Source organism: Puia dinghuensis (assembly GCF_014642875.1).
GTDB classification, from domain to species: Bacteria; Bacteroidota; Bacteroidia; order Chitinophagales; family Chitinophagaceae; genus Puia; species Puia dinghuensis.
Map to the genome: position 1 here is coordinate 170,824 of NZ_BMJC01000007.1, position 18,009 is coordinate 188,832.

The 18,009-nt window shown below is 43.8% G+C and carries 10 protein-coding genes; 3 read left to right on the forward strand and 7 right to left on the reverse strand.

All coding sequences use genetic code 11. From position 1 onward, the window contains the following. Positions 1-75: 75 nt before the first annotated feature. The 3 genes from IEY39_RS27830 to IEY39_RS27840 are packed head-to-tail and all read right to left on the reverse strand — an operon-like array spanning position 76 to position 4,488. Positions 76-1,290 carry a glycosyltransferase family protein gene (locus tag IEY39_RS27830; protein ID WP_188937832.1) on the reverse strand — a complete coding sequence of 405 codons (1,215 nt, stop codon included), beginning with the start codon at positions 1,288-1,290 and terminating at the stop codon, positions 76-78. Beyond that, on the reverse strand, positions 1,271-2,110 hold the full coding sequence (locus IEY39_RS27835) for a hypothetical protein (protein ID WP_188937834.1): 840 nt from the start codon (positions 2,108-2,110) through the stop codon (positions 1,271-1,273). The genes IEY39_RS27830 and IEY39_RS27835 overlap by 20 nt, the downstream gene beginning before the upstream one ends. Next, entirely contained in the window at positions 2,110-4,488 is a 2,379-nt protein-coding gene (locus tag IEY39_RS27840) for an outer membrane beta-barrel protein (protein ID WP_188937836.1), read from the reverse strand. The genes IEY39_RS27835 and IEY39_RS27840 overlap by 1 nt, the downstream gene beginning before the upstream one ends. Positions 4,489-5,204: 716 nt before the next feature. On the opposite strand from IEY39_RS27840, the gene IEY39_RS29965 reads away from it, so the two are divergent. Continuing rightward, the gene (locus IEY39_RS29965) at positions 5,205-5,432 is read left to right on the forward strand and encodes a hypothetical protein (protein ID WP_229689117.1); all 228 of its coding nucleotides are present in this window, start codon (positions 5,205-5,207) and stop codon (positions 5,430-5,432) included. A 162-nt stretch (positions 5,433-5,594) separates the two neighbouring features. Continuing rightward, on the forward strand, positions 5,595-5,849 hold the full coding sequence (locus IEY39_RS27850) for a hypothetical protein (protein WP_188937840.1): 255 nt from the start codon (positions 5,595-5,597) through the stop codon (positions 5,847-5,849). Between the two features lie 854 nt (positions 5,850-6,703). On the opposite strand, the gene IEY39_RS27855 is transcribed toward IEY39_RS27850, so the two are convergent. The 4 genes from IEY39_RS27855 to IEY39_RS27870 all read right to left on the reverse strand — a co-directional run bounded on the left by IEY39_RS27855 (position 6,704) and on the right by IEY39_RS27870 (position 14,412). Further along, a complete protein-coding gene (locus IEY39_RS27855; RefSeq protein WP_188937842.1) occupies positions 6,704-8,155 on the reverse strand; it encodes a RagB/SusD family nutrient uptake outer membrane protein in 1,452 nt (483 codons plus the stop codon). 33 nt (positions 8,156-8,188) lie between these two features. Further along, complete coding sequence (locus tag IEY39_RS27860; protein ID WP_188937849.1) at positions 8,189-11,575, reverse strand: SusC/RagA family TonB-linked outer membrane protein; 3,387 nt, start codon at positions 11,573-11,575, stop codon at positions 8,189-8,191. 198 nt (positions 11,576-11,773) lie between these two features. Next, the gene (locus tag IEY39_RS27865) at positions 11,774-12,640 is read right to left on the reverse strand and encodes a FecR family protein (RefSeq protein WP_188937851.1); all 867 of its coding nucleotides are present in this window, start codon (positions 12,638-12,640) and stop codon (positions 11,774-11,776) included. Between the two features lie 482 nt (positions 12,641-13,122). Next, positions 13,123-14,412, reverse strand: coding sequence for a thioredoxin family protein (locus IEY39_RS27870; protein ID WP_188937853.1), 1,290 nt, complete (start codon positions 14,410-14,412; stop codon positions 13,123-13,125). Between the two features lie 239 nt (positions 14,413-14,651). On the opposite strand from IEY39_RS27870, the gene IEY39_RS27875 reads away from it, so the two are divergent. Beyond that, the gene (locus tag IEY39_RS27875) at positions 14,652-17,336 is read left to right on the forward strand and encodes an alpha/beta hydrolase family protein (RefSeq protein WP_188937854.1); all 2,685 of its coding nucleotides are present in this window, start codon (positions 14,652-14,654) and stop codon (positions 17,334-17,336) included. Positions 17,337-18,009: the final 673 nt, after the last annotated feature.

Consider the following 18,009-nt stretch of genomic DNA (forward strand, 5'->3'; position numbering starts at 1 on the left):
TTTTATGCGTAACTAAGTTACAATGTTTATAGGGCAGGTAGCAAATTTTGTAGGTGCACTAAAGACAGAATTTTGTTACTGGTGGCGTAATCGCCGCTTGAGGGATCTTACAGCTAAATAAAATGGCGAATTGTACTGAATTAAGATAAGGTCCTTGATGGTGAAGTTGTCCATATGTGTTAGAACATAATGCATCAATTGTTTACGCAGCATTTTAGCCTCCTGGCCCCTTCCCGTGAAATAGCAACAGATTGAATAATAAAGCAAAAGCTCCCATTCATACAAATTAATGTTGATCATTCCACCTATTACATCAAGCGCCGGCGGCCTGCCGTTACACTCCTTGTATGCAAAAGAGCTGAATAAATAAGCAATGTTCCATTTTTTTGCGGTCATATAATGGCGAATGATCTCCGCGAGCGATTCCGCCTTCTGCATATAAAGTGAATATGCACTCAACAATAATTCCTGGGTTTTTGGCCATTCTTCCTTAAGAAAGTCCATACTTTCGGCTAAATGTTGAGAAATAATCACCTTTTCCTGCACTCCAATCTCTGTCAGGTTTAATGCTGTTATATAATATTTTTTTGCTGCTAAGCGATATTCTCTTGCTTTATTTTTAGACTTGCAACAATCTGCTGCAGCCATATAGCTGTCGCCAATATTATACAGCGTTCTGCAATCGCTATGCCCCTCAGCTTCATGTTCCAATAAAATTCGCACATAATTTAGAAATTTTTTTTCTAAATTCCCTTTCCATGAGGCGCCTTTGGTTTCATATTTAATAAATAGCTCCCTCATGCCAGATACCGTGATAGCTACATCTTTCCAGACTATCATCTCATGAACCGGACTTTCCCACCTAAATCCCCCTGAGAGCTTAAAAAGCGCCCGCCTTACAGTAATCTCTTCTTCGCGTTTAACTGCTACAAGATAAAGATCGGTTTCGAGCTGGCCCTTAGCAAATTTATCCGAAATTTGCAGGACCTCATCGCAATCGACGATTAGGCCCCAGACCTCTGCAGGAAGCCAACCTAATTCCGCAACGACATTATGGAGCTTATCGAGCGCATAATTCCTGGAGTTACAAAAATTGTCAAAAGGCCTTTCAAAAACGAATGAAGGAATACCCGCGCTGCTACCGAATTCTTTAATGGTTGAGATCGTCTTGTCAGAAGATCCGGTATCAACAGCTACAATGAGGTCAATGATTGGCCTCACAGATCCTAACATTCTCAAAATGATATGGTTTTCATTCTTGCAAATGATATTAAGCGCTATTCGTGGCATATATTTCAAATTCAGGGAATAGGTTTTTTTGACTCCAGATTAGGTCGATCTCTTCCCGGAGGAATATTTCTAAGTGTCTCAGGGTCAAACTATGAAGAAAACAAAACGTCTCCGTTGCCTCTTGCATTCTACCTAAAGAAAAGCATGCTGCTGTATGCAAATGTAAAACCCGCCAATTATAAAAGCTCTTATCAATTCCCCAATTTCCCTGGTCAGGCAGCTTACCATAGAACTGATCCTTTGCAGAACTGCTGAAAAGAAAGGCAATTGGCCATTGTTGTATGGAGAGATAATGTTGAATTATTTGATCTATGGGCTCTCCCCTTTGGGGGTACAGTTCATAGGCCGCCAAAAAAATTTCTTCCGCCTCTGGCCAGGGTTGATCCAGGGCTTGCAATAAAATTCCGGCAGAAAGGCAAGCGAAGAACTGTTCTTCGTCATTGCCTTTTCTTTGAATAAAATTCTGATAATGGGTTAGTGCGCATTCTAGAAAGCGCCTTTTTTTGTCCACGTCCTCTGTCAAGCGTGCAAGCTGATGATAAAGATACCCCAGGTAAAAGCTCTTTACTCTAAACTTGCGACCATGCTTGTATGGATAGCCTGTTTCTGTCTCTTCAATGAGCTGCCTATACGCACCCGATCTCTTGCCACTATTTATCTGATCCCCAAATCGAGCAGATATCCTTCTTTCCAGGTGTTCCGGTCCTAGTCTGATATCACTCATCGTGACTTGCATAGTTGTGGGAGTTGAAAATTTCTGAAATTTACAAAAGGCCGCTGCATTGCGCACGCGTTTAGCAACCAAGGAGATCCGCTCCATTATTTCTTCCTGAATTTCTTGTCGAAATGGTATGTCGCTGAAAGCATCCAGTACCGACCCAGGATATTCGTCGAGCTTTGGGTGTTAATGTTGGCCGTGTTGGAGCGGATGATACCGGCGTTGTTGTTGAGGATGTTGTTGAACTGAATTTTGGCCACAAGTTTGTTGTGCAGGAAGTTGCGGCTGATATACCCATTCAAGAGCAGCGCCGAGGTATTGACAGAGAAGGCGCTGGTCTTTTGCTGCCATGTATAGGTGGCATTAGTGTTGATCTCAAAGTCTCGCATGAAGAAAAGGGTCATTGCCCCTTGGTGGCTTTGCGTCCAGTACCTGACGGGGCTGGAAATATTGATGCTGCTTACCTGGTCGAAATACGTAAATGTGGTATAAAGGCTAAACGAATATTTATCCATTACATACCTGTTGAGGCTAAACCCGCCACTTCCACTATATGCATCATTTACTGTCAAATCGGCGTTAACATAGTTGACTGTCCGATCATATGTCCCTGTTGCATGGATTCCGACATCGAATCCCAGCACCTTCCGGGTCGCAGTAAGATTAATACCAGCCATTCTGGTCCCGTCCACATTTACTGGCTGGCTGATCTGTCGCCCCAGGCTGTCGGTGGTCGTTTTGGTGCTGATACTATTGCTAGTTAAGTTCATAGTCAGAGCTAGGTCAAGTAACCATGTCTTAAATCGGTGAAAATTTAATCCAAAGGTCTGACTAAAGTCTGATTTAAGATTAAGGTTCCCCAAGGTAAGATGCAAGGGGTCGTTATTATTTTTTGTCGGCATCAGTTGGGTAATAGAAGGCTCCCGAGTTAAAGTGTGGTAGTTAAAATTAAGATTAGTTTCCTTGTTAATGGCAAAGTTAAGCAATAGTCTAGGCTCCCAATTCAAGTAGCTAAGATGGCTTCCGGACGCGACCAACAGATCCTGTTGGCGATAACTGTAGGCATTCCATTCGTTCCCCATGGTATAGCTGAGAATACCAACCTTTCCTTGCAAGGAAATGGCCGCACTTTGATTAAATATCCGAGTCTTGAAGTGGCTGCTAAGGCTGTCTACTATCATGTCGTATTTTCCTCCAGCTCGACTCCAGGTCATCTGTAGGGGATTGTCACCGCTTTGGAACTGCCAATAAACCAATCCCAGTACAACACCCTTCCAAAGCGGTTCGGAAAAATTAATAGAAAATTCACTTGTTATTGGATGGCTTTCAAATTGCTTTCGCTGGTCAATGGTGTCAACACTTTGGATCAAACCATTAACCTGGTAATAGTGATTAAGTACGTATAGATACCCATTCGTGGTATTTTCAAGCTTTGCAACCGAACCTCTGAAAGACAAAACTCGATCTGTACGCTTTCCAATTACAATTCGCCAGGAAATATCGCTTCCAATCTTTTGCCGGATCACCGTATCCTGGATAGTCCGTAGGCTGGTATTGACAAGGGTGTCGCTTAGACTACTTGTCTCCGTAGAGCCGAATTGGTTTTGACTCCGGGAATCGGTTCCATAAACCGAAAAATTAAACGCTGATCGGGTATTAGGCGCCCAATTATAGATCCCATAGATCCAATGTTGATCTTGTTGATTAGTAGACTGAGCTTGTTGATCTTGCTTATAGAGATTGCCGGGCTGAATCTGCAAAGTTTGGATATCGGTCATAGGTTGGGTAAAGTAATGGCTATATTGGTAATTTGACGCCAGATGATTCTCGGGACCATGCCAGGTATTCGCATAATGGAGTGCCACTGCATCGAACTTGGGAATGCCTGTGCCGGCCGAAGCATTGAGCGCATCCGTGTTGCCATTTAGAAAATAAGTCGAGGCGTCAATGTTTTTGATGCTGGAACCCAGTACGCCGGTATTGGCAATAGTTCCCAAGGCAGTGAATTGTTCCTTGTTGCGGAAACTCGCTAGCGCCCCATTAACATTATAGTAATTGCTTGTATTCCCGCCTACATCAAGCTTTCCAAAATACCCACCCTTTGCACTTTCCTTTAGCACGAGGTTTAGCGTTTTGGTTCGGGCACCGTCGTCAATACCGGTAAATATCGCTTGCTCGCTTTTCCGATCCAGGATCTGCACCCGGGCGATCTTGCTCGCATCGAAGTTCCGTGTGATCATCGACGGATCATTACCAAAGATATCCTCTCCATCTACCAGTAGGTGCTGTATCTTCTCTCCGTTGTATATGATGGAACCATCGGGACCAATATGCAAACCTGGTAGACGTTGCAGAAGGTCTTCTACAACAGCATTGTTTTGCAAGTGAATGTGCTCGGTATTATATTCCAATGTATCACCCTTCATTTGTGGGCGGAATGTTGCTGTAACGATGGCGGCCTTTAGTGTATCTACTTTCATGGGTACGGTATCTGGTGAGCTTTTAGGAATGCTCTTGGCCTGTCCAAATAAACATTGGACCACCGCACAAAATAATAAGACAAGAAATATGACCTTGAATTGCACAAATTGACTGATAGGGCAGCCAAATTATCTCATATCCATGCAAAGTGACCGCAGGGTTATTCCTGCAGCGACAGCACGATGAAGAAGGAGCCTAGATAGGTTCACTTAATTTTGCTGACTCATAGTACACCATTTAGTGCCTTCAGTAAACCACAATAATTTGTCATTCGCCTTTTGTCGATCGTAACTTGCATCCAGTTATTCATATAAGCCTTGCCCACGATGACCAGATACATAACCCACCGACCTGCGTTTATGCGATTATTTCCAGACCATCTTCTCAATTGCTTCTGATCTACATATTTTTGTTTTCCGCCTAAAAGGACCCAACTCAAATTGCCTTTATGAAATTGCTATATGTCTTAATTTCGATCGTTCTTCTTTTGAGCTGTAATGGATGTAAAAAGCGATTCAGCTCAGATCTGGTTGGACAAAGGCTTCCGTCTTTCGATCTAGTCTTAGCTGATAGCATTACAAAATTAAATACAGGAAATTTATCGTCGGAAATCCCTTTTATCCTTTTCCTTTATCAACCCTACTGTCCATATTGTCAAGCAGTAACAAGGAATATCATTAAAGAGATGCATTTTTTTAAAAACGTTAGAATATACATGATCACCTCTTATTCATTCACCTTAATAAAACGATATACAAAATTATTTGGGTTGGAAAAATATCCCAATGTTGTAATGGTCAGAGATTCTGCTCAGCAGCTCGAAACGTATTTAAAAGTGCCAGGTATACCTTATCTCGCCTATTATGATCGTCAACGACGGTTGCAAAAAGTAATCCTTGGCGAGGTGGATTTGGGTACTCTTAGAGAACTTGTTGCGAATTAGCAAAACGAAATTGCTAGCATTTTCTTGATTAGGAATTTTAGCCGGCCCATCTTTTACCGACGGGTAAATCTGAAGACCATGGGGAAGCCGAAAACCATTTATTAGAGTAGGCATTATCTAACAATCTAAAGTTAGCTTTTGAATCTGAAAAAGCACTTCGTTATGAACAAAGCAAAAATTTTCTTAGCAGCAACCGCTATTCTTGGTCTAGTTGGGGGAGCATTAGCATTCAAAGCAGCAAAGAGTGGAAGTTCCTACTGCTATACTACAGCCTTAAGTTCGGTCACTTGCAGTACTTTTGCACATGGCTCATTATCTGGCCGTAGTGGAATTAAATATGTTGTAACTACGGGTACTGATTGCTTGGATCGCCCGATGTGCAGCCAAACAGACGCGGCATCCATAATTGCTGATTAGGTCCAATCGAAGTTGCTCTGGAATCAAAATATTAGGGCCAAATAATAAGCCCCTGCGACAATTTGCTTAAGCCACCCGGTTTGCATCGCCATCTTGCACATCTGCTCCAGCATGCTCCGACACTGACGCAGAAGGCATAATACTCAACTAATCGAAGCGAATTGACTCCGCTTTTTTGACAATTTCGCAGATTTTGTCCTAGAAAGAAAGATAAGATTTCTATGAAATTATGTCCCGCCCTATAAAATCAGCCACGACTCGTCAAATGAACAGTCATTCCCGAAATTGAATTAAGAGTGCTTGACGAAATAGTTAGTACCTAAATATAAAATAGCTAGCATTTCCCAGATCAGGGAATTTAACCGGCCCATCTTTTACCGACGGGTAAATCTGAAGACCATGGGGAAGCCGAAAACCATTTATTAGAGTAGGCGCAATCTAACAATCTGAAGTTTAGCTTTTTGAATCTGAAAAAGCACTTTCGTTATGAACAAAGCAAAAATTTTCTTAGCGGCAACAGCCATCCTGGGTTTAGTTGGGGGAGCATTAGCATTCAAAACATCAAAGAGTGGATCTTCCTACTGCTATACGACAAATTTAAGTGCCACGACATGCAGTACTTTTGCACATGGCAGCTTATCTGGCACTGTTGGGATTAAATATGTTACAACCACAGGGACCGATTGCTCGACTCCTCCTGCATGCTCCTCCACTAACGCAGCTAGCATTACGACTGACTAGTCAAAGCGAAATGGTTCTAGAATTAAAATATTAGGACCAAATAGTAAACCGCCCGGCGCAAATTTCTTAAGCCGGGCGGTTTCATCAGGATGCAAATGGAATAGCATTTATCATCAGTACCCACTATTTTGAACAAGCTTGACGTCGGCCTGTAGTTCAGATAATGGAATCGGATACCATTCCCAAGTGGACTGCCACGTTTGCCCGCTTTTACCAAGGCACCGGTTTCCAGGAGGCCCCATTACGCTATCGATTGCTCCTGTACGTTTAAGATCAAACCATCGATGCCCCCACTCCGTAAATAATTCAACCTGCCGTTCATGAAGGATGGCCTTCAGCAATGAATTCTTATCCATTGCTCCTGCATAGTTGGGCAATCCTGCCCTATTGCGGATCGAATTGAGGTCGGCAACGGCGCCATTTATCCCATTTCCAGCGCCTTGCGCTTGGGCTTCAGCCCGGATCAAATATAATTCCCCTAAGCGCAGCACCGTTGAATATTCCGTTACCGGTGCATTAAAAGTATTTACTTTGTATTTGAAAGGGTAATAGTAGGTTAAACCACTAACTGTCACGCTGTCAATCCAAGTATAACGTCGTCCATCACCGGGTTCGAAACTGTTGAGTAAAGTATTGCTTAAATAAAATGGGTGTACCTTACTCGGGCCGCTTACGGGAAGGATAAAAGCTATTGCATCGACTGTGTTTTCCCCCGCAAAGACAGGCTGGAGTTGCCAGATCGCTTCAGAACTGTTTGAAAGAAAGGCATTGCTCTGTGAACTTAGGCCAAATTGGGTCGAGTTGTTGATCACGACGGTAGCTTCTATAGATGCGCTATCCCAACTCTGCATATACAAATATGCCCGGGCTAAAAGCGCAGCTGCCGACCAACTTGTAGGTCGGAGCCTTTGGGAGCTAACATTGAGCAGAGTAGCGTCAAGATAATTTTGGCTTAGCAAGCTTTGTGCCTGTAAGAGGTCCTGAATAATTTGCCTCCACACTAGGGCTTGTGGAGTTCGGCTTGCTCCTGCCGCCATAGTGTAATCTGTACTGGTGATCAAAGGGACATCTCCGTATAAGTTTACTAGATAAAAATAACAGAATGCCCGAATGAATTTTGCCTCCCCGATAAGCTGCTGCTTGACTGCAGGTGTTAAAAGTGAATTTCCCGATAATCCATCCAAAGCCGAATTAACGGTGTAGATCATCGGGTAAATTCCTGTCCAAAATTCTCCTCCTGAGGTGTTTGACGCTAAGGAATTGTTATAATAAGCTGCTTCAGCGGCGTTTGCCTGACCATGCAGAAGTGTCAATTCATCTGCAGATAATTCTGAAAACAAAGAAGTTGATGTCAAGCCGAATCCGTTAGCGCTAGAACCAGTAGGGAAATGGTTAGCGCTCATTTGTGCATATACTCCCGTCAGTACTGCAGCAGCAGTGGCATCGGTGGCATAGACATTCTGGGAATTGATGCTTGTAACAGGCGAGTTGACATCGACGAATTTGTTGCATGCCTGCAATATTAAAATCGTAGACAAAAAAAGTATCAATATCGGGAATCTCATATAAGTTTGTTTATGTTTCCGATTGAATTTTAGTTAAAGGCTCAATTGTACTCCAGCTACAATTGTCCTTAAGGGGGGAAGCGTCGTAGAGCTCAGCGTTTCGGGGTCTAGCCCGACGTAATGGGTGATTGTAAACAGATTTTGCCCTTGGATGAATATTCTTGTATTTTGCAAATGCGCCTTTTTATTCCATTGCGGGGGAAAGCTCCAGGATAAAGCAAGATTTTTCAACCTGATATAGGAGGCATCGGTATAGGCCCGATCGCTAAAGGAAGCGTCTATCCATGGACCGAATATGCTGTAATTAGAATTGAATTTTTGAATGGGCCGTACATCTCCCTGAATTTGCCACCGGTTTATTGTCCAGGCTGGCTCGTTATTATTAGAAACTCCAGGTTCTCCGCTACCAAAATAGTAGTTGTGCCCTTTCTGCCTGACAAACTGGAAAAAGATATCCAATGAAAGTGTTTTGTAGCGAAACGTGTTACTAAACCCACCATAAAGCGTGGGATCCACATTGAGGGCCAAATAATTATCCATGCCATTAACCGGCGTATTAACAGGAATTCCTTTCAAACTATTAAACTCATAAATCCCAGTGGTATCATTAACTCCCAGATAATGATATGCCTGAACAATGGTAATTGGCTTGCCGACGATCAGTGTTTTAGCGTAGCTTGATGAAGCGAGATTAGGGAAAGCGACTAGCTTATTCCTGGGGAATGTGAGATTAACATGAGTTGTCCAAGAAAAGTCCCTGTGTTTAATGTTGATCGTGTTTAAAGAAAATTCATATCCTGTGTTTTGTACCGTAGCGGGGAAATTTCTTGTGATAGTTGCAAATCCCGTAATCACCGGTAATTTATAAGGCAATAGTTGATTTGAAGATTGATTCTTAAAATAGGTGGCATTCAGTAATACTGCATCTTTAAAAAATCCTAAGTCCAAGCCTACTTCTTCTTTTTTGGTTTCTTCCCATTGCAAATAGGAATTTGAAAGACCGCTTGGCTGGAGTCCGGTCGCTCCCTGGTATGGAACCTGCGCCGGCGCCAGCCGGTACTGACTCAAAAATTGATAATCACCTATCTGATCGCTCCCTGTCGTACCATAGCTGCCCCTCAACTTACCAAAGCTTAGAAAGCTAATGTTGTCGCGTATCAAGGATTCGTTTGAAAAGACCCATCCTATGCCTACGGCACCAAAGTCATGAAATCGATTTGCCGGCCCAAATCTGCTGGTTCCATCACGGCGGCCAGTAAGGTTGATTAGATACTTGTCATCCCAATTATACATGATCCGGCCAAACAAGGCTTCATACTTGTAAACGGTGGCTAAAGAAGATTGAACACTAACCTGGGCCGCAGAACCAATATCGGAAATTACCAGATCACTATTGTACCCTGCTCCGAGCAATTGCTGGCCATTATTATTGTTTTGTTGGAATGTTGCTCCACCCAAAACTTCAAGATTCCCTTTGCCAATAACCATTTGATAATTAAGCTGAGGTTCGATGATCCACGATTTTGTGTTATTGTTGGTAAAATAACCGACTCGCGGGATGTATGGCTGCAAAAACGGAATTACGCTGGTTAACGGAAAAGTAACGGTTTCATTAATCTGCATATTATTGTAACCAAAGCTACTTCGGATAATTAACCCTTTCGACAATTGGTAGCTCAAAAGTGCATTTCCTACCAGATTCGTGGCCTTATTTAAATAGGTCTCATACGTATAGGCCACTGGATTTGAATAGAAGGTCGAGACTCCCGATGCATTTGTCATCCAGTTTAGGCTACCATCTTTGTTGTAAAGCGGCGGGGCATCCGGTGGCAGGGTAATGGCTGAAGCTGTCAGATCAACAGTAGGTAATTGGTTGTAATCTACCAAATAATTGCCTGATAGCTGGAGATGAAATTTCTGATTAGTGGAAACATTATTAATATTAAAATGTAAACTTCCCTTTTGATCTGCGAAGCTACCAGGGAACACATTTGTTTCCCGATGGTAGGTACCTCCAACAAGAAATTGTGTATTTGAGTTCCCACCGGAAATAGTGGCATTTGCATGGGTGTAAGCAGCTGATCCGCCAATTAGTTTTTTTTGCCAATCGGTGTTGCGGGTCGTGTCCCAAGCCAATAGATCATAATCGCCGTTGGACAAGCTTGGAGTGAGTCCGTCATTACTGAGTGCTTCATGCCTCATTTCCAAATATTGCGGAGTAGTCAACAGATTAAGCTTTCTCGGCACGTGTCCCCAGCCTTGTTGAAAATTGATATCTAGTTTTGTTTCGCCGGCCCTCCCCTTTTTTGTTGTGATGATTATGGCTCCGTTGGCAGCGCGTGTACCATAGATAGCCGTTGCATCGGCGTCCTTGAGTACCGAGATACTTTCGATATCCGAAGGATTGATATAAGTAAAGGGATTGCCCCCCCAGGCTAACGAGGCCCCCCTGGAAGTGGAAGCTCCCAATGGCCCATTAGTCGCACTCCAATTGGGTAAAAGTTCGGAATTATATGGCACCCCATCGATGACATAAAAAGGATCGTTACCGTTTTGAATGCTGTTTTGGCCTTGAATCTGAATAGTAATAGCGCTTCCAGGCAATCCGTTTGCCTGGGTAATAAACAATCCGGGAACCCGCCCTTCAAGGGCCAGCAAGGGGTTATTCACTGGTTGCTTTTCAATGACGGCACTGCTCACATTCGTAACATCGCCGGTGCTTAGTCTTTGCGTTGTATTACCATACGCAATGACCTGCGCTTCGTCCAGTTTACTATCCGCAATGGACAATTGAATAGCGATAAAGGAATTACCGTTCACGCGGATTTCCTGTTGCTTATACCCGGTAAATGAGACTTCCAAAATTGCATCACTTTTGATGTTTTTTAATTCGAACATCCCCTTTTCATCGGTAATCGTCCCTTTTATTTCATGTTTTAAAGTAATGCTAGCTCCTTCCAATGGGCTTCCTTGCTGATTGGTTACCGTTCCTTTCAAGTTTAACTGGCGAGATGCTAAAGTTTGTCCTACTGACGTGTCATGGGCAGCAGAAGTCAACCTTCGCACAATGAATACTGTCTTTCCCGCCTCGTAAAAATCCAGGCTTTTTCCTTTCAGGACTTCGCCTAAGGCCTCTTCTAAGGGGAGATTTCTGAAGTTTGCCGTTACAACCTGGTCACGGATCAACTGATAGTTAAAAAAGAAGGACAGGCCGGTCTGCTTCTCGATGCTCGCAAATACGGCCGTCAGCGGCACATTTTTCCCACTAAAGCTTACTTTCTGGGAAAAGCTATGGGCGCTCACATTTATGCAGACAGCAGTCAATAACAGAACAATCAATTTTATGACTCTTCGCAGATGTTGTGGGATGAGCTTCGGAATGGCGCAAAGAAGCCCTGCTCCCGAAATGGAAATTTCCATGTACTTTTGATTTTTGGGGTTAATAATCGATGATCAATAAGCAAATCCCTTGGGGATAGACCTTTACCCAGATAAGGGTATGGCGCGAAAAGCAAGTTTTGGTTGCATCTCAGATGGTTTAAAATGCAGGAGAAAAGCTAGGTTTAATGATTGTGGTATATGCAAAGATTAAGACTTGGACCGCAATGTTACAGTGCTTCAGTTTGGCAGGACAATCAGCTTGCGGCCTTGCAATCGGAAGTGGATTTGGTTTTTATCCAGGAATTTCAACAGGTCATTCAAAGGCAGGCTGCGGTCGATCTTGCCGCCGAACTCCATGTCCGGAGTCTTCCCTTCATATACGACATCCACGTCGTACCAGCGGGCCAGTTGCCGCATAACGGCTTCAAAGGAAGCAGTGCTACCAAAATAAAAAAAGCCATCCTTCCACGAAACGATATCCCGGCTCACTACATCTTTGAGTATTCTTAATTCGCCGCCTGCCATCACCTGCGCCTGCTGATCCGGTTTGAGCTTCACGGACGCCTTGCCAGTTCGGACTTGCACCGCGCCGGAGAGCAACGTTGTCTGGGTCCCACCTTCTTCCGCATAGGCCATTATGTTGAAGCTCGTACCGAGCACTTCCACAGACTGGTCCTGTACCTTTACGATAAACGGCCGGTTGTCATCCCTGGCGATATCGAAATAGGCCTCACCGCTGAGCTCTACCGTCCTATCCTTCCCCTGGAAAGCGGTGGGATAGCGAAGGCTGGATAAGTTGTTGAGCCATATCCTGCTTCCATCCGGCAGCTTTAGCTGGTATTGACCTGCTTTGGGCGTCGTAAGGACATTGTAGGTCATCACTCGAAGCACTCCACTAGTCTGTACGTACGAGAGACTTCCACTTTCCCCTTTCATCACCTGACTGGCGCCTTGCATGCCCAATTTCCCAACTCCCACACTATCCAAGAGTACCTGTTGCCCATTCGCCAGCGTGAGCGTCGCGGTATTCCTACCTGGCATTACCATGTTGTTGACGACCACCACGGTGGCCGGTGGATGAGAGCCAGAATTCCTACTCTTCATCAGGCTGATTATTGTGGTTGCAATCAACAGGGAAGCAGCCACCGACCAAGAAGCCATGCGCCGAATTCGGGCATGCCGCTGAGTTCTCCAACAAGCCCTCCACCTTGCAAACCCTTCCGCTGGATCGATATTCTTCCAAAGAGCGATTTCTCTATCTGACAGGGCATCAATGGAAATGCGCTTAAAAAATTCCCGATTGATCGTCGATTCATTAGTCCATGTCTCCAACTCCAGAACTTCTTCCGGAGCCAGTTCCCCGGAAAGCTGCCGGGTGATCAACGATACTAATCGATCTTCTGTCATGCACCTTATTTCTATTACGAGCAACCCTGTGATTTACCCATTTCCCATATTCGGGAAAATAACAATTTCATAACTTTTATATATTAGTTACTACTTGGTTATTGCGGTCTTTCAGTTTGACCGCAAGTATTTTTTCAAAAAGTTGCAATCGGACTGATTTTTTGGTGTTTTGCCCTTATTCACTTTAAATTATTATATCTTACCACCCAGGCGGTCGGTTCCCCCCGTTGCATCTTCTCGTATGCCTCACATATTTCCTTGGTTTTGGGCTCTAGTGCAACAGCTTTGGCTTCAAGGGCTAGAGCCTCTTTCTTCCTCCCAAGCTTGTATAACAGGTTGGCTTTTGTGTCCAGAAAACCTCCAATGGGTTTTCCTTCCATTTTGATTACCCGATCGCTCCATGTCACAGCTTTCTCTAACTCATCCTTGTTATCGCTATATTGAAAAACATACCACGCGCAGTCATTGAGGTAAGCGGGATCCAAGTCATTTTGGATTCTCCTGAGATCAACCTGTTTGACTATGTATTTGGTTAGGTTTTCCCAATCCTTTTTCTCATAATACCAGCTCTTTTTAGCCTGAATTATGTTTTCCTGAGCGAACGCGACGCTAAATTTATGCTCAATGTTTCTGGTAATCCTATCCCAATCTGGTTCCTTGCCTGCGGTCTTCGCGGCATCAATCATCGGCTTGATTTCTTCCTGGGTTATAACTGAATTCACAAATCGCTTAGAAAAGCCCTTATTATCCAAGGCCGAATCGGCCAGATCCCCATTGCGGTAAAGGAACTCGAATACCTTGTCGCTTGAACTCAAGACCATGGGAAATTGTGCGAGTAAATCGAGATTTTTCTTTGCACAAATCTCCGAGCTGCCCGAATTGTTCAAATAATTATGTAAATAATCGGCGACAACTGCTCTGGCAACGTCCGGTTCATCAGCGAAATTCGCCCGATGTGCCAGGTAAGGCAAATCTTTAGGATCCATGTTACCGGATCTGTACTTTTCTAATAATGTGTAGTACTGCTTAGCTGGATTCCGGGCTTCCATGGCAAGCCTGATAAATTCCTGTACGGTAAGATATCCAAGGCCACGATGTACGATATGCCCATCGGGTGTGAAAAAAAGAAAGCTGGGGAGGGATTTGATTTTATATGCTGTCCCCAATGTATGTGCATCTTCATACCAGGCCTTGACTGTATCATTGTCATATCTTGTGGTATCCATTTGCACCTTCACCGAAACAAACTGCGAATTGAGTATCTGTCCTACAGAATCATTTGAGTACACATTTCGGTCCATCATCTTACACGGCCTACACCATGTGGCATAATAATCGACAAAAATATATTTATTCTCCGCTATGGCCTTCTCTCTGATCTGCTGCCAACTCAATCCGTTTTCGAAATGGGCACCCTGGGCGATCACTACCAGCGGCGCCCAAAACAACAAATTAAACAATATCTTCATTTTCTCTTTTTCTCATACATACGCCCTATTGTCGGACCTTCTGTCAGTCTTCATCGCAGCAAAACTGCACTATGTTGATACAAGTATTTGTTTACCAATATTGTATTATAAAAATAATAAATGGACTAGCGCCTTCTCGAAGCGGCAGGCTGCAGAACTGCATGGAAGATATCGAACTTTGAAAGAGGTTGCCTCATCCAACGTATACCATGTTGTTTAATAATCAAAGTTTATACATTATGTTTCGAGGAGCAATTGCCTTTTTCAGTGCTGTTTTTATTACGTATTTACCGGCCAACGCTCAAAAGCACCTGATAGAATGGGATTCGGGAAAAGAATGGCCGGAGGTCCATTTCCAGGGAATCACCAATAACGGTGAGTATGTAGCCTATACAATCCATAGTGAGATTTCCGACAGTTTAGTGTTGTATTCTACCATTACAGGTGCACGCCTTTTTTTCACGGGAGTTAACAGCTGTTATTTCACCCAGGATAGCAAAAGAGCGATCTATAGGAAAGGAGATAGTATTTGCATCATGGAACTGCACCAACCATCCAAAGTGCAGTACATAACTGGGGTGAGTAGTGAACAGGTTGTTAAATGTGGACGAGACCAGGATCTTTTGGTCTATCACCTGAAGCAAAGACCCGGTGAATCAAACATAAAAATGATGGAAGGCGACAAGGATTACGCCTTGCCGGCGGTCGAAGCTTACTGGGTGAATAGCGAACGAAGTGTTTTAATCTTTGAGAACACGAGAATCACAGCAGGAATCATAAACCATGAATTGCATTGGTTGGACGTTGCGACGGGACTGGATAGCATGATCTGGAAGGGTGATAAAGTTGGTCAGTTACTAATAGACGGTGATAGTGGACGATGCGTATTTTATATCCCTAGGTCACAGGAGAGTTCTGCCAACTCAATATGGTTGTATCGGAAAGGAGACACAGCTGCACACAGGATCGCCGACGATCGTTCGTTTGGTATGGATAGTGGAATTTGTGTCACTGGTATCATTTGTTTTAACAGTATCGATAATCGTACTTATGTTGGACTCAAAAAGTTTGCAGGCAAGCGAGCAGTCGGACATGACTTGCCGGTAGGTGTCTGGAGCTATAAGGATGCGAAATTACAATCGCGGCAGTTATTTGAATTTCATGAGCATGCCAATGGCGACAAGGAATCTATGGCGGTGATCAATATTAACGATAAAACGATATTTTGCTTGCATGACGATGAAGGGCTGGTTGGTATACCATTTTCGGACAGGAAAACGAACTTTGTGCTATTGGCAAGACACGGTGATGGTGACCTAGAAAACGAATGGAATTGGAATAAAAATTGCTGGACGTCCGTTTACCTTTTTTCTCTAAAAGATGGAACCAGAAGGCTTCTAAATCAAGGTTTTGGGCCGGGCTACCGGTCAGAGTACCTCCTATCCTACAATGAAAACTATATTTATTTTTATGATGCTGCCACAAAAAATTACTGGTGCTATCGCATTGCAGATAGTAGCCGTATGAATATGACTTCGGAGGTAAATGCCAAATGGATTGAACTTGAAAGGGGGGATGAGCCGGATTCGGCACATGACATTTATGGGTTTGCCGGATGGATCAGGAATTCGGATGCTTTATTGGTATACGATCGAAATGATATTTTTAGGCTAGATCCGACCAGCAAGACAAAGGTGTTGTGTTTGACGAATGGCAAAAGTAACGGCCAAGATCTCGTATATCGAATTCATCCATTAACTCCTATGCCCATCGTGGATCTACATCAGAACGTTCTGTTAAATGTTTTTGACAGAAACAGCAAGAAGCAAGGGCTTATTAATCTCTCTTTTGATTCGTTAATGTCAGCCAATCACGTTAGCCTGGAACCATTTGCATGGGAGCAATCTGCACCTGTTAAAGCCAGAGACACGAACCTATATGTCGTCGGCCGAATGACGGCAGAGCAATCCATGAATTTGTTCCTCACCACTGATTTTAGTCACTACACCAGAATATCGAATATATTCCCTGAGCGGAATTTTAATTGGTTGACTACTGAATTGGTTACCTGGAAGACTTTCGATGGCACCATCGATCAGGGAATATTATATAAGCCAGAGAATTTCGACCCCCACAAAAAATACCCGATGCTGATTCACTACTATGAAAGAAAGTCCGATAACTTGCACAATTTCATCAGGCCTGAGCCCAGTAATTCGGAATTGAACATCCCATTTTTCGTAAGCCACGGATATTTAGTCTTTACGCCGGATATCCATTACAAGGTTGGACGGCCTGGTAAAAGTGCTTACAATGCGATCGTCTCCGGCGCCTTGTATTTGGCAAGCAGAAGCTATGTGGATGATAAAAAGATGGGCTTACAAGGTTTTAGCTTTGGGGGCTTCGAGACCAATTATGTGATCACGCATAGTCATCTGTTTGCTGCTGCGATGTCGGTTTCGGGCATGTCTGATTTCATAAGCGCGTATGGCAGCATCATCTATGATGGGACCAGTCGGCAAAGACAATATGAATTGTACCGAGACCGGATGGGCACGACGCCTTGGCAACGTCCGGATCTTTATATAGAGAATTCGCCCGTATTACGGGCAGACAAGGTCACTACGCCGCTTTTGATGATGGCTAATACTGAGGATGCCAATGTGCCTGTACAACAGGGCATCGAATTCTTCACGGCTTTAAGAAGGCTCGGGAAAAAGGTGTGGATGCTACAATATGACGGAGAAAACCACAACCTTGCGGGCCAACTGGCGAAAAAAGATCTAACTGAGCGAATGTTCCAGTTCTTTAACTACTATCTCAAAGGAGAACCTGCACCGAAATGGATGACAAAAGGCATTCCCGCTGCCCTGAAAGGTATCGATACGGGGCTGGAGTTTGATACCAGTGGATCTAAACCATAGTTGTCATGCACAAAATGTCCCGTCCGGAAAAAAAGTTGACAAAAAGCTGGCCTTTTTGAGCCGGCCTACTTGTAGTTGCTCGGGTGTTTACCTTCCGATCTCTTTTCTCCTGCGCCCGCAACACCGACCATAAAAACCGGCAGATCCGCAGGGCCATTAAAAGCTCAACTCCAGCTGATCCCGTGGCGTCTCCAGGTAAGTCGTATAAGACGGTTGTAATGCCGCGGCCAGTTCATTGTTATCCGGCTTATTCCTATTCTGATTTGGCCAGCATCTGGCCGACTGTGCAGCTTGCACGGTTGGAAGATGAATCTGTCATGGAAAAGGGAATATTCTATCTTTCAATAATGCTCTCTATCGTTGATTTGGTATTGGGAACAGCAATACTGCGTTTGCTTTGCAGACAACCTTCTTAAATTGAAGGCATGAATCAATTGTCAAGCTTAAACAGACTGCGGACCATCAGACAATAGCATTGGGTCATTTGCTACGCAACCGGATTCTCTAACCGATTTTTAGGGCCGACAAATTTAGTCATCCCCATATATCAAACAGCCAGCCTTACCACCACTATGAGATATCTAACAACCAGAGCATCTTCGCTAAAAACAAGACTTGAAGAATGGGTCAAAGAGCATAAAATCATTCTATTGACTTCCTTTTTACTACTCAT

What these genes read in the sequence shown, in the direction of transcription:
- IEY39_RS27830 (WP_188937832.1), bottom strand. Translation starts at nt 1,290, where the DNA reads ATGCCACGAATAGCGCTTAATATCATTTGCAAGAATGAAAACCATATC.
- IEY39_RS27835 (WP_188937834.1), bottom strand. Translation starts at nt 2,110, where the DNA reads ATGGAGCGGATCTCCTTGGTTGCTAAACGCGTGCGCAATGCAGCGGCC.
- IEY39_RS27840 (WP_188937836.1), bottom strand. Translation starts at nt 4,488, where the DNA reads ATGAAAGTAGATACACTAAAGGCCGCCATCGTTACAGCAACATTCCGC.
- IEY39_RS29965 (WP_229689117.1), top strand. Translation starts at nt 5,205, where the DNA reads ATGATCACCTCTTATTCATTCACCTTAATAAAACGATATACAAAATTA.
- IEY39_RS27850 (WP_188937840.1), top strand. Translation starts at nt 5,595, where the DNA reads ATGAACAAAGCAAAAATTTTCTTAGCAGCAACCGCTATTCTTGGTCTA.
- IEY39_RS27855 (WP_188937842.1), bottom strand. Translation starts at nt 8,155, where the DNA reads ATGAGATTCCCGATATTGATACTTTTTTTGTCTACGATTTTAATATTG.
- IEY39_RS27860 (WP_188937849.1), bottom strand. Translation starts at nt 11,575, where the DNA reads ATGGAAATTTCCATTTCGGGAGCAGGGCTTCTTTGCGCCATTCCGAAG.
- IEY39_RS27865 (WP_188937851.1), bottom strand. Translation starts at nt 12,640, where the DNA reads ATGAAGAGTAGGAATTCTGGCTCTCATCCACCGGCCACCGTGGTGGTC.
- IEY39_RS27870 (WP_188937853.1), bottom strand. Translation starts at nt 14,412, where the DNA reads ATGAAGATATTGTTTAATTTGTTGTTTTGGGCGCCGCTGGTAGTGATC.
- IEY39_RS27875 (WP_188937854.1), top strand. Translation starts at nt 14,652, where the DNA reads ATGTTTCGAGGAGCAATTGCCTTTTTCAGTGCTGTTTTTATTACGTAT.